At 64.9% G+C, this 13,364-nt stretch carries 9 protein-coding genes and 2 pseudogenes; all 11 read right to left on the reverse strand.

Annotation, left to right across the window (positions count from 1 at the left end; all coding sequences use genetic code 11):
* Positions 1-29: 29 nt before the first annotated feature.
* The 11 genes and pseudogenes from DRB87_RS19610 to DRB87_RS19660 all read right to left on the reverse strand — a co-directional run bounded on the left by DRB87_RS19610 (position 30) and on the right by DRB87_RS19660 (position 13,315).
* Positions 30-1,040: an XdhC family protein gene (locus DRB87_RS19610; RefSeq protein WP_130027095.1), complete on the reverse strand. Its 1,011-nt coding sequence runs from the start codon at positions 1,038-1,040 to the stop codon at positions 30-32.
* A pseudogene (locus DRB87_RS19615) lies at positions 1,040-3,333 on the reverse strand (molybdopterin cofactor-binding domain-containing protein). The gene DRB87_RS19610 and the pseudogene DRB87_RS19615 overlap by 1 nt, the downstream one beginning before the upstream one ends.
* Entirely contained in the window at positions 3,314-3,757 is a 444-nt protein-coding gene (locus DRB87_RS19620; protein ID WP_130027097.1) for a (2Fe-2S)-binding protein, read from the reverse strand. Before DRB87_RS19620 ends, DRB87_RS19615 begins: the two are co-directional and overlap by 20 nt.
* Positions 3,758-3,928: 171 nt before the next feature.
* Positions 3,929-4,870 (reverse strand): AraC family transcriptional regulator, encoded by a 942-nt coding sequence (locus tag DRB87_RS19625; RefSeq protein WP_130027099.1) that lies wholly within the window; start codon positions 4,868-4,870, stop codon positions 3,929-3,931.
* Positions 4,871-5,103: 233 nt separating this feature from the next.
* A complete protein-coding gene (locus tag DRB87_RS19630) occupies positions 5,104-5,712 on the reverse strand; it encodes a HutD family protein (protein ID WP_130027101.1) in 609 nt (202 codons plus the stop codon).
* 22 nt (positions 5,713-5,734) lie between these two features.
* The gene (locus DRB87_RS19635) at positions 5,735-7,003 is read right to left on the reverse strand and encodes a glutamate-5-semialdehyde dehydrogenase (RefSeq protein ID WP_130027102.1); all 1,269 of its coding nucleotides are present in this window, start codon (positions 7,001-7,003) and stop codon (positions 5,735-5,737) included.
* Positions 7,004-7,211: 208 nt separating this feature from the next.
* Positions 7,212-8,291, reverse strand: a complete 1,080-nt coding sequence (gene holA / locus DRB87_RS19640; RefSeq protein WP_130027103.1) for a DNA polymerase III subunit delta — start codon at positions 8,289-8,291, stop codon at positions 7,212-7,214.
* Between the two features lie 11 nt (positions 8,292-8,302).
* The gene (gene lptE, locus DRB87_RS19645) at positions 8,303-8,818 is read right to left on the reverse strand and encodes an LPS assembly lipoprotein LptE (RefSeq protein ID WP_165385375.1); all 516 of its coding nucleotides are present in this window, start codon (positions 8,816-8,818) and stop codon (positions 8,303-8,305) included.
* A gap of 95 nt (positions 8,819-8,913) precedes the next feature.
* A pseudogene (gene leuS / locus DRB87_RS19650) lies at positions 8,914-11,506 on the reverse strand (leucine--tRNA ligase).
* Positions 11,507-11,821: 315 nt separating this feature from the next.
* The gene (dapB, locus tag DRB87_RS19655; RefSeq protein ID WP_130027984.1) at positions 11,822-12,619 is read right to left on the reverse strand and encodes a 4-hydroxy-tetrahydrodipicolinate reductase; all 798 of its coding nucleotides are present in this window, start codon (positions 12,617-12,619) and stop codon (positions 11,822-11,824) included.
* Between the two features lie 27 nt (positions 12,620-12,646).
* Positions 12,647-13,315, reverse strand: a complete 669-nt coding sequence (locus DRB87_RS19660) for an outer membrane protein assembly factor BamE (protein ID WP_240756070.1) — start codon at positions 13,313-13,315, stop codon at positions 12,647-12,649.
* Positions 13,316-13,364 lie beyond the last annotated feature (49 nt).

Consider the following 13,364-nt stretch of genomic DNA (forward strand, 5'->3'; position numbering starts at 1 on the left):
TTTATATTGGATAACGAATTACAAACGCCTCATGCAATACGCGTTCGACATTCCCGACTTCCCTGCAAGTGACCGACTGAGACGGCATTTGAGACGCCGTTGCGCAGCCCGGTGATCTCCGCCAGAATCGCCAGCGCGATTTCCGGCGGCGTGCGCGCCCCGAGCGGCAGGCCGACCGGCCCGTGCAAGCGGGCGATCTGCGCGGCGTTCAGATCGAACATCGCCAGACGCTCGCGACGCGACGCCTGATTGCGGCGCGAGCCGATCGCACCGACGTAGAACGCGTCGGACTTGAGCGCTTCGAGCAGCGCCATATCGTCGAGCTTCGGATCGTGCGTGAGCGCGACAATCGCCGTATGGCCATCGGGACGCAAACGCGCGATCAAGTCGTCCGGCATCTCTCGCGAATGCGAGACGTGGGCGCTGCCCATCGCGTCTCGCATCACCTCGTGGATATCGCGGGGATCGCAGACGACGACCCGATAACCCAGCGGCACCGCCATCGTCACCAGATGCTGCGTCAGTTGCCCGTCGCCGATCACGATGATTCGCCAGCGCGGGCCGAACGGCACCGTCAGGCGCGTTGGCGAATAGTCGAACGCTGCCGGCTGCGTAACGTTGCGCACACGCGCCACCCCCGTGCGCAGATCCAGATCACGCACACCGAGTCGACCCTGGCCGATGGCCTCGCGCATGGCGTCGAGTCCGCTGCGCGGGGTCACGCGCTCGACGACCAGTTCGAGCGTGCCGCCGCACGGCAAGCCAAAGCGGTGCGCCTCATCGGCGTTAAGGCCGTAAGTCTGCAAGTGAGGTCGCAAGCCCGGCCGGAAACCACCGGCGACCTTCGCGAGCAGGTCGTCCTCGATGCAACCGCCGGAGACCGACCCGGCGATGCGCCCGCGCGTGGCGAGCGCCATCATCGCGCCCACGGGACGCGGCGCCGAGCCCCATGTCCGCGCGACGCTCGCGAGCAGCACGTCGTCGCCTTGGGCCTGCCAGCGAGCGACGGCATCGAGCACTTCAGCGTCGAGCGCGTCCATCAGGCGTGTCCCTCGTCATGCGCTTCACGGGCGAGCGCGCGCGCCTGCGCGACGGTCTGCGGCAGCGGCATCGAACGCGAGCGCACACCGGTGGCGCGACGGATCGCCTGCGCCACCGCCGGCGCCACCGGCGGCAACGACACTTCGCCACACCCCTGCGGCGGGCGGTCGCTCGGCACGATCACGGTCTCGATCGTCGGCATCTCGACGAGATACAGCAGCGGATAGTCGGCGAAGTTGCTTTGCTCCACGCCGCCCTCGGCGAAGGTAATCTGACTCTTGAACGTATTGGTGAGCGCAAATCCGATGCCGCCTTCGATGTTCGCGCGGATCAGGTTCGGGTTGATTGCACGGCCACAATCGACGCCGCACACAACGCGTTCGATCTTGAAGCGCTCGTTCACGACGCGCAGCTCCACGGCGAGCGCGACATAGGTCGAGAAGGCGCCACCGCGTCCGGTGTAGGTGCAGTAGCCGAATCCGCGATGCACACCGGGCTTCGCCAACGTGTGCCAACCGGCAGACGCCGCCGTCGTCTCGATCACCCGTGTTGCCAGCGCATCGTGTTTGAGCAGTCGTTTGCGATACTCGACGGGATCGACGCCGGCTGCGTCGGCCATCTCGTCGATAAAGCTCTCGAGAAAGAACACGCTCGACGTCGAGCCGACCGAGCGCATGAAGCTCACGGGAATGTTGGGCTGCGGCACGTCGATGCCTTCGACGCGCAGGTTCGGCACCGCGTACGCGAGGTCGTAGAGCCCGTCGAGCATGGTCTCGTCATAGCCGGCCTTCTCGTAGTGGTCCTTCTTGATGACGTTGTAGAGCGACTGCCCCGCCACGCGCGCATGCAGCGCCGTGGGCAGCCCGTCGTGACCGAGCACCGCCTCGAAACGACCGGAGGCGCAGGGGCGATAGAAGCCGTGTCGTATGTCGTCTTCGCGCGAGCGGATCACCTTGACGGGACGCCCGACCGCCGCCGATGCCGCCGCCGCATGGATCACGAAATCGGGCACGTATTTGCGTCCGAAGCTGCCGCCGAGGAACGTCGTGTGCACGATGACCCTCTCCGGTGGCAGCTTGAAGATGCCACCTAGCGCCCAGCGAACTTTGTCCTGCCCTGGATCGGCCCCCAGACCTCGATCTCACCCTGCGCCTTGCGCACGTGCACGGTGGCGTTCACCGGCTCCATCGTCGCGTGGACGATGTATGGAGTGTGGTATTCGGCCGTCACGCGCTTGCCGCCGGCGACACCTGAGACACCGGCAGCGATAAGGCCCGGGGCATCGCCGACATCGGTCGCAATGCCCGCCTTCCCGTCGACAAGCGCGGCACGGCGCTGCGCGAGTATCGTCGCACTGTCGGCCGCGGCGCCCGCTTTCCATTCGATATCGAGGGCATCGCACGCTTGCTTTGCACACCAGTAATCGCTAGCGACGACGATGATGGCGTCCCTCGCCTGCACGACGTCGTGCACCCCCTTGCGCGCCTTGATCGCGTCGCGATTGCGCACCGACAGCGGAACGCCACCTGTGGTCGGGGCCATGCGCACGGCGCCGAAGAGCATGCCGGGCACCTTCACATCGATACCGAAGACGGCCGAGCCATCGACCTTCGACGGCGTATCGAGACGCGACACCGACTTCCCGATCAATGCATGGGCGGCTTCGTTCTTCAATCGCGGATGCGAATTGAGCGGCAGCTTCGCGGCCTCGGCGGCCAGCTCACCGTAGCCAAGCGAGCGGCCCGATTGCGGATGAATGACGCGGCCCTCACGCGTCACACAGTTGGTCGTGCGAACGCCGAACCGTCGTGCAGCCACGGCGACCAAGGCTTCACGCGCTTGCGCCCCGGCGATTCGCAGACGCTCATAGAACAACGTGGCCGACATCGACGCCCCCACGAACTGCTGCAACGCCTCGTTGGCCGCAGCCGTTCGGTAGGCGTCGCGCGCAGTCACGAATTCGACGCGCACCCGACGCCAATCGGCGTCGAGTTCATCGGCCAGCACCTGGGGCAAACCGGTGTAGACCCCCTGTCCGACTTCGCATTGCGAGAGACCGAGCACGGTCGTGCCGTCGGCATCGATGCGAATCCAGTCGTTGATTTCGACAAGGGTCTCGCCCGCCGCACGCGCTTCGGGACTGACCACCCACGACGCCGAAATCGGAACCAGCAGACTGCCCGCTGCCAGCGACATCCCTTTGAGCCAGTGACGGCGGGACGGCGACGTGGGGGCCTGGGAAGCCGCCTCGTTCACATCGGCCGTGGTGCGCTCAGCGTTTGGCAGCGGCATGGATCGCCTCCCGGATACGGTGATAGGTCGCGCAACGGCAGAGGTTGGTCATCGCCTCGTCGATCTGGGCGTCGGTCGGATGCGGATGCTTGTCGAGCAGCGCCGCCGCGGCCATCACCATGCCGGACTGGCAGTAGCCGCACTGCGGCACATCCGTGGCGATCCACGCCTGCTGAATCGGATGCGCGCGTGTCGGCGACAGGGCCTCGATGGTCGTGATGCGCCTGCCCGCCACCGCCGAGACCGGCAGCACACAGGTGCGCGTGGCTACGCCATCGAGGTGCACCGTGCACGCACCACATGCGCCGATACCGCAGCCGTATTTGGTGCCGGTCAGCCCCGCGGCATCGCGGATGACCCACAGCAAAGGCGTGCCGTCATCGCCGTCGAAGACGAAGGGCCGCCCGTTGAGTTGGAATTCCATTGACTCTCCCGTTGTGACTGCCGTCTGCCTCGGCGTGCCTTACGACGTGCCGGCAGAGGGTGAGTGAATTCTCACAACGAGAAAATTGGCGAACAACGACCGCTCGGCCCGAAAAGGATGCCGTTCGTCCAGAGACGGGAAAACCCTCACGCGCGAGGCGCGACGGTCGCGTCAGTTGGCCGGGCCGCAGTGTCTGAGATATTCGCGCGGCGGCAAGCCGTAGCAGCGACGAAAGGCGCGGGTGAACGCCTTCTCCGACGCGTAGCCGACGGCATCGGCCACGTCGGCGATGCGCACGCCCGCGCCCGCCAGACGCTCCGCAGCCAGGTACATGCGATGCGTCGTGAGATACGACATCGGCGATTCACCCACGAGTTCGCGAAAGCGTAGGCAGAACTTCGAGCGCGACATGCCGGCGATGTCGGCCAGTTGCTCGACCGTCCAAGGCCTTTGCGGCGCGTCGTGCATCGAGGCGATGGCGCGCCCCAATTGCGGATCGGTCATGCCGCGCAGCCAATGCGTCGTCGCGCCGCCGCTGGCACCGAGATAGGCACGCAGGATCTGGATGAACAGCACGTCAGCCAGACGCGCGACGGCCACGCGCCATCCCGCACCGCACTGCATCGACTCTTCGATGAAGCCCGCCAGCGTCGTGGTCAGCCGCGCGGGAACGGCCGGATCGCCGGCGCGGATATGGATGAGCGGCGGCAGCGACGCGAGCAAGGGATTGCGAACGCGCTCACGGAACATCACTACGCCCGTGTAAAGGTCGCTCACCGGCCCCGCGCCGCCCGCGCGGAACGCGAGAGGTGTGTCGAGCCTGGGCTCGATACCCTGCGCCGTCATCAACTGCTCGAAGACCACCGGTGGCTCGTCCAGCGACGAGCACATCACGTGCTCGTGTCCATGCGGCAACAGCACGCAGTCGCCCGGCTCCACGCGCACCGGCGCCATGCCAGCCACGACAAGATAGAACGGCTCTCCCGTCGCCGTGCGAAACGGCGCACCGTCCATCGCGGGCTTGCGCAGAGACCAGGGGGCCCCGAACGTGAAGCGACCTGTCACGACCGCATCCGCCCGCAAATCGTGGAGAACGTCGCTCAGCGGATCCATGCCACCCCGCGTTGCACGACGTGAAGATTCATTCGTTTCATGGGTGGAACTTTGATTTACATATGGATAAACCGAAGTATGCCGTTTCGCTCACTGGAAAAGTATCGGGATCGGCCTAGGGAAAATACGAAGACGACGGAGGGCGCGCGTTGGGGCGCGGTGTCACGCGAGCGGAGGGGATGGGATGGGGTGAGACCGGCCTGTAAGCGTCTGCGCGGCACAGGCCAAGGGGTTCATCGTCGCGAGAGCGTCGTCAGGAAGAGGTGGGCAGGGCTTGCCTCGGCCCGCAGTTCACAGGCATCGCCACCGTCGACGCGAAGCGCATGTCCCTCGGGAACGCTTACGGCTTGGCCGTCCGCGAAGATCACTCGCACCTGCCCTTGCGCACAGTAAAGGAAGGCGACGGCGTCGGCGTCCGCTGGCAGCGACCACGTCACGGCGTCTCCATCGAGCCGATGCTGCGCCAGCGTGTGCTGCCATGCGGCGCGACGTGTCATGACATTGAAGTCGTCGATGGGCACGCCGGACGTCTCCAGCATCGGTGTGCTGCTCACCGTCAACTCGCCGCCGAAGGCATATGGAGGCGTGCGCGTCGAGAGCGTCACGTCCGGGCGGCCTTCGACCGTGAGCGTGAGCGTGCCGCCCCGCACGATGGCCAGCGAGCGATCGACGCCCGGGAACACGGAGAACGGCCCAGGGCTCGTGACCGTGGCCGTGCTGATGCGCCAATCGAAGCCGTCTTCACCGGGACGTCGCGCCACCGCCAGCTCGGTCGTGACCCCCAGGCCGTTCTTCCACGGCATCTTCTGAAAATCGGCCGGGCCGAGCGTTTGCAGTTTCATGCGACGTCTCTGACGAATTGGCTTACTTGCGGACTTCGCCGTGTCCGAACACGACGTACTTCAGACTCGTCAGGCCCTCGAGACCCACCGGACCGCGGGCGTGCAGCTTGTCGTTCGAGATACCGATCTCGGCACCCAGGCCGAATTCGAAGCCGTCGGCGAAACGCGTGCTCGCGTTGATCATCACGCTCGCGGAATCGACTTCGCGCAGGAATTGCATGGCGGCGGAGTAATCCTCGGTCACGATGGCATCGGTGTGATGCGAGCCGTAGCGATTGATGTGCGCGATGGCCGGCGCCATGCCATCGACGATCTTCAGCGCCAGCACCGGTGCCAGATATTCCGTCGACCAATCCTCTTCGGTCGCCGCCACCAGGCCCGTCACGCCGGCGTCGCCGAGCGCAGCCAGGGTTCGGCCGCAACCGCGCAGCTCGACCTGCTTATCCTGGAACATGCGCGCGATGGCGGGCAACTGGTCGATGGCCTGTTGGTCGACGAGCAATGTTTCCATCGTGTTGCAGGTGCCATAGCGATGCGTCTTGGCGTTCTCGCAAATCGCCAGCGCCTTCGCCGGATCGGCGCGACCGTCGACGTAGACATGGCAGATGCCGTCGAGGTGCTTGATCATCGGCACGCGCGCGTCCTGCATCAAACGCGCGATCAGGCTCTTGCCGCCGCGCGGCACGATCACGTCGACGTAGTCGGTCATCGTGATGAGTTCGCCGACCGCGGCACGATCAGGCGTGCTCACGACTTGCACGGCATCGCCAGGCAACCCGCTGGCCGCCAGCGCCTGCGCAATCAGGGCCGCCAGCGCCGTGTTGCTCTCGATGGCTTCGGAGCCACCACGCAGAATGGTCGCATTGCCGGACTTCAGACAAAGCGCGGCCGCGTCGATGGTCACATTGGGACGCGATTCATAAATGATGCCGATCACCCCCAGCGGCACACGCATCTGACCGACCTGAATACCGCTCGGCTGCACGCGCACGTTACTGATCTCGCCGATGGGGTCCGACAGGCCCGCGATCTGACGCAGTCCTTCGATCATCGTGCGCAGCGCCTTGTCCGACAGCGTGAGACGATCGATGAAGGCGGCATCCTGACCATTGGCGCGGGCGCGCTCGAGATCGCGGCGATTCACGTCCTGCAACGCCGCGCCATCGCGCTCGATGGCATCGGCAATCGCGAGCAGCGCGCGATTCTTGGCTGCGGTGTCGGCACGCGCCATGGCGCGCGATGCCTCACGGGCGCGCTGGCCCAACGATTGCATGTAGGCTTTGATATCCATATCGTCTGTTTCGCAGTTCTCTTGGCGACGCAATCGCCAGTGCATTCGGTGGGTCTTCGGTGACGGCCATCGTCACGAAATTCGGGCGGTGGCACACGGCACGTCGCCAGTCATGCGCCAGATTGTCCGTCAAATGTGGGGATCTTGCTGGCGCGGCTCCCGTGCCCCGGGAGGTGGGTTCCGGCGTTTGGCAGCGCTTGGGCGCGGTCTACGCGTGCACCGGACGGGGTGCGCGAGCGGAGCGCGCCATCGGCGGTCGCTCGCCTGTGAGCAGTAGCCCGAGTTGCAGCATGCCGTCCCACGGGTCGCCGGACAGACCGTCGGCCCGCAGCCCCTTGACCTGCCGGTCCAGACGCGCGGCCAATTGCAGGGCCTGCGCCAGCTTGGCGGGTGTGACTCGGTGGACCGCCTGCTCCATCAGGCGCTCTCGTGGCCCCCAGACACGATACTCGCGCAGCAACATCGCAAGCGGCTTGCCCGACGCCATCCCGCGCGTGATCTTGGTGAGCGTGCGCACTTCTTCGGTCAACGCCCACAGGACCAGCGGTGCTGCTTCGCCCTCGCCGCGAAGGCCGTCGAGCATGCGCACGAGCCGAGCGGTATCGCCTGCGAGGACGGCTTCACTGAGTTTGAAGACGTCATAACGCGCCACGTTCATCACGGCATCCTGCACTTGCTCGAACGCGAGCGCACCCGCCGGATACAGCAGACCCAGCTTCTGAATCTCCTGATGGGCCGCCAGCAGGTTGCCCTCGACGCGATCCGCGATGAACTGCAGCACACGTCGTCCGGGCTCGCCGGCTTCGACGCGCTGCCCTTGTGCGGCGAGACGCTGCGCAATCCAGTCCGGCAGACGGCTCCGGTCGACAGGGTCAATCTTGATCGTCACGCCCTCGCGATCGAGCGCCGTGAACCAATCGGATTTGGTCGCTGCCGCATCGAGCCGGGGCAGCGTGACAATGGTCAGGACGTCGCTGTTCGCGGCACTGGCATGCGCCTTGAGCGCTGCGCCGCCGTCCTTGCCGGGCTTTCCGCCGGGAATGCGTAACTCGATAAGTTTGCGGTCGCCGAACAGCGACATGGACTGGCCGGCGTTCGCGAGCGCGCCCCAGTCGAAGCTGCGCTCGACGCTGAGCACATCACGCTCGGTGAAACCGCCCGCACGTGCCGCTGCGCGTACACGATCCACCGCCTCCTGAACGAGCAGGCTCTCGTCGCCGTAGATCGTATAGATCGGCGAGAGGGTCTTGGCGAGGTGCGCGTCAAGCGCGTCGGGACGCAATTGCATGGTGGCAGGCGTTACTCTTCCGGTTTTGTCGCCGGCAAGGATTTCACCGCTTCCATGCGACGAATAATCTGGTCGACGGCATCTTTCTGCATGTCGCGGTTGAGCAGCGCGCCTTCCGCGTCGCGTGCCGTCGTTTCGCTGTCGCTGTAGGGCAGATTGCGCGTCAGGCGAATCGTGTTCAACGGGATGATCGGCATGCCGTCCGGTGTCACGAGTTGAAAGGTGAACGCACTACGCAGCTCGTATTCGCGTGCCTGGCCATTGGCATCAAGACTGATGGCCGTACGCGACGACGTAGTGTTCACGAATTCCAACCGCGCATCGGCATCCTTAGGCTCGGTCACCACAACGGTGTCCTTGCTGCCGTAACGGATGTAGCGCGAGATGTCGGTCGCCATCTGGCCACCGCCCGAGATATATAAACGGTGGAACGCATACTCGCTCGCGCCGCGCAGTTGGAAGCCGCACGCCGACAGTATCAACGCGCAACTCAGCAGGGCGATGCCGCCGAAGACTCTGCGCGTCATACCGACGCTTCGTTGTCCGGATGTCATTTGCACGCGATGTGCCCTCTTGTCACCAAACGTCATCAATTCATCGACCGGCGGCTGCGAAGGCCGCTTCAAAGCACTACGTTCACAAGTCGGCCCGGTACAACGATGACCTTCTTCACCGGCTTACCTTCGCCAAACTTGGCGGTCATTTCGTGCGCCAGCGCGGCTTGTTCGATGACCTCGCGCGAAGCGTCCTTCGCCACGCGCACGGCGCCACGCACCTTACCCGCCACCTGCAGCACGAGTTCGATCTCGTCCTGCACCAGCGCGGCGGCGTCGACTTCCGGCCACGGCGCGTCGAGCAGATCGCCCTGTTGCGCCGCGTAGCCCAACTCGACCCACAAGCCGTGGGTGACGTGCGGCACCACCGGGTACAGCACGCGCAGCAGAATGCCGTAGCACTCGCGCACCGCACCGGCGCCCGCCGCTCCCTTGTCGCTCTCGATGGCGTTGAGCATCTTCATCGCCGCGGACACGACCGTGTTGTACTGCACACGCTGATAGTCGTAGTTGGCCTGCTTGAGCACGCCATGAATCTCGAGACGCAGCGCCTTGGCCGCCGGGTTCGCCGTATCGATGGCGGCGTCCGCCTGACGCAGCAGCGCGGCCTGCGACTGGCCGAAGCCCCACAGGCGGCGCAGGAAGCGGCTCGCGCCTTCCACACCGGCCCCGACCATTCGAGTTGCTGTTCGGGCGGTGCCGCGAACATCACGAACAGACGCGCCGTATCGGCGCCGTGCTGATCGATCAGCGACTGCGGATCCACGCCGTTGTTCTTGGACTTCGACATCTTCTCTATACCGCCGAGCGTCACGTCCGCACCGTCAGCCTTCGACGTTGCACTGACCGGACGGCCCTTGTCGTCGAACTGCACTTGCACGTCGAGCGGGTTGAACCACGTCTTCTTGCCCGCGGCATCCTCACGATAGTACGTCTCGTTGAGCACCATACCCTGCGTGAGCAGGTTCTGCGCCGGCTCCTTGAAACTCACCAAGCCCAGATCGCGCATGACCTTGGTCCAGAAGCGCGAATACAGCAAGTGGAGAATCGCGTGCTCGATGCCGCCGATGTACTGATCCATCGGCATCCAGTAATCGGTGCGCGCGTCGACCATGGTGTCGGCGTCCGGGCAGGCATAGCGCGAGAAATACCACGACGAGTCCACGAACGTGTCCATCGTGTCGGTCTCGCGGCGCGCCGGCTTGCCGCACTTCGGGCAATCGCACTTGAGGAACGCTTCCGACTTGGCCAGCGGGTTGCCGGTGCCGTCCGGCACGAGGTCTTCGGGCAACACGACCGGCAGGTCCTTTTCGGGAACCGGCACCGCGCCGCACGACGCGCAGTGAATGATCGGAATCGGTGTGCCCCAGTAACGCTGGCGCGAAATCCCCAGTCGCGCAGACGGAACGTGACCTGCTTGTCACCGGCACCCTGGGCCTTGAGATCCGCGGCGATGGCGTCGACGGCCGCCGCAAAGGCCAGACCGTCGTATTTGCCGCTGTTGACCAGCGTGCCGTTTTCCTTGTCGCCGTACCAGGCCTGCCAGGCTTGCGTCGAATAGGTCTCGCCGGCCACCGCGACAACCTGCTTGATCGGCAGGTCGTACTTGCGCGCAAACGCGAAGTCACGCTCGTCGTGGGCCGGAACGCCCATCACCGCGCCCTCGCCATACCCCATCAGCACGTAGTTGCCGATCCACACCTCGACCTTGTCGCCGGTCAGCGGATGCGTGACGAAAAAGCCCGTCGGCATGCCCTTCTTTTCCATCGTGGCGATGTCGGCTTCGGCCACGCCACCCTGCTTGCATTCGGCGATGAACGCCTGCAGGTCGGGACGCTCGGCGGCCAGACGCGTTGCCAGCGGATGCTCCGCGGCAATTGCGCAGAAGGTCACCCCCATGATCGTGTCGGCACGCGTAGTGAACACGCGCAGCAACTTGCGTTCGCCGTCCAGCTCGTACGGGAAGCCAAAGTTCACGCCAAAGCTCTTGCCGATCCAGTTCTGCTGCATCACCTTCACGCGCTCAGGCCAGCCGAGGTCGTCCAGGTCGCCGAGCAGTTCGTCGGCGTATTCGGTGATGCGCATGTAATACATCGGAATTTCGCGCTTCTCGATGAGCGCACCCGAGCGCCAGCCTCGACCGTCGATCACCTGCTCGTTGGCGAGCACGGTCTGATCGATCGGGTCCCAGTTCACCGTGCCGGTCTTCAGGTAGACGACGCCCTTCTCGAGCATCTTCAGGAACAGCCACTGGTTCCAGCGGTAATAGTCCGGCTTGCAGGTGGCCACTTCGCGCGACCAATCGATCGCCAGGCCCATCGCCTGCATCTGCTTCTTCATGTACGCAATGTTGTCGTACGTCCACTTGGCCGGCGGCACGCCGTTGGCCATTGCCGCATTTTCTGCCGGCATGCCGAAGGCGTCCCACCCCATCGGCATCAGCACGTTGTACCCGCGCATGCGCATCTGACGATACATCACGTCGTTGATGGTGTAGTTGCGCACGTGGCCCATATGCAGCTTGCCCGACGGATACGGCAGCATCGAGACGCAATAGAATTTCTGTTTGTCCGCGCGCTCGGTGGTCTTGTAGGCATCGATGGCCTGCCAGTGAGACTGGGCGGAGGCTTCGACGTCGGCGGGAACGTATTTTTCTTGCATGATGGGTCGGCGGGTAGGATTCGGCTCGGCTTCGGCCCCGCCGGTGCGCGGCAAAGGGCGCGCAGCACGCAAGCGTTTGGGGGCAAATCCGGGGAAAACGATGATTATAACGCCGACGGCAACGGATTCGGCGCGACGGTAGAGAGCAGATGCGGTCTGGGGGCCGCCTTGGCGCGGCTGCCGCCCGATGCGTCATGCGATCCGTGGCGTCGTGCGTCTTTGATGTCGGCGTCCGGTGCCGGCTGGCGCACCGTCTGCCCTCTCATGCGCCACCTCGACGGGCCATCCGCGCCCCGCACGCCGGCAAGGGCTGAATCAGCGCAGGCCCAGAACGTCCTGCATATCGAACAGGCCCGTGTTGTGTTGCGCGAGGAAACGGGCAGCACGCAGCGAGCCTTGCGCATACGACAGGCGGCTCGACGACTTGTGCGTGATCTCGATGCGCTCACCGATGCCGGCAAACAGCACCGTGTGATCGCCCACGATATCGCCGCCGCGCACGGTCGCGAACCCGATGGTCGACGGATCGCGCTCGCCCGTCACACCCTCGCGCCCGTAGATGGCGCATTCCTTCAGATCGCGACCCAACGCGTCGGCCACCACTTCGCCCATGCGCAGCGCCGTGCCCGACGGAGCATCGACCTTGTGGCGGTGATGCGCTTCGATGATCTCGATGTCGTAGCCCGTGTTCAGAATCTTCGCCGCGACTTCGAGCAGCTTGAACGTGGCATTCACACCCACGCTCATGTTCGGCGCAAACACCACGGCCACGCGTTCGGCCCCCGCGGCCAGACGCGCCTTGTCGGCTTCCGAGAATCCAGTCGTGCCGACGATCATCTTGACACCGTGCTTTTCGGCGGCAGCCAGATGCGCCAACGTGCCTTCGGGACGCGTGAAGTCAATCAGATATTGCGCGTTGGCGAGCGCGACATCGAGATCGGCGGTGATGTTCACGCCCGTCTCGCGCCCCAGGAAGGCGCCGGCGTCGTGTCCCAGCGCCGGGCTGTCCTCGCGGTCGAGCGCACCGACCAGTTCGGCGTCGTCGGTGGCCAGTACGGTTTCAATCAGCATCCGGCCCATACGGCCGGAGGCGCCAGCAATCGCAATCTTCATCATGGAATTCTTGACTCTTCAGACAGCTTACTTGGGCATCGAGAACAGGCCACCGCCGGAAGTCACCCGCGGCGACGGGACAAGCCCCGTGCCCGTGGCCGTCGTCGCGCTGCCCGATGCGCTGTCGCCAGCGGTGGACTGTGCGTTGGACGCAGGGGCCGGTTCGGAAGCGGTAGCCGCCGCAGCGGTCGACACGGCCGCGACGTCGGACGCGGCAGGCGCGGCAGTCTCCGCGGTCGCAGCACTCGCCGTCGACGGGGCCGAGGCGTCGGTAGTTACGGTCTTGCCCTTCTGACCATCGATTTCCCGCACCAACTGATATTCGGTCGGCAGATTTTCTCCGCCTTCCCAGCGCGCCAGCGTGTCGCCATCGAAGTACACCTTCAGGTGACGCTCCTGGACCACCGACGCGTTGCCGCGCTTGAAATAGAAGACATAGTCCCAGCGATTCGCGTGGAAGATGTCCGTGAGCAGCGGCGTGCCGAGCAGTTGACGGACCTGATCACGTGTCATGCCGGCTTTGAGCTGCTCATAGGCCTCTTTCGAGACGAAGTTGCCTTGAACGATGTTGATTCGATACGGCGTGACCACGCCGATCACTTTGTCGGTCACGCTGTCATACGTCGAGCAACCGGCCAGGACCAGGAATGCCGCTGCAGCGCAGACGGAGAGCGGAAGGGAGAGATAACGACGCAAATCTGACTCGCTTTCAAAAAAATCGACCTTGAATCCGGCACGCCGGGCG

It is taken from the genome of Pandoraea sp. XY-2, from assembly GCF_004193915.1.
Classification (GTDB): domain Bacteria; phylum Pseudomonadota; class Gammaproteobacteria; order Burkholderiales; family Burkholderiaceae; genus Pandoraea; species Pandoraea cepalis.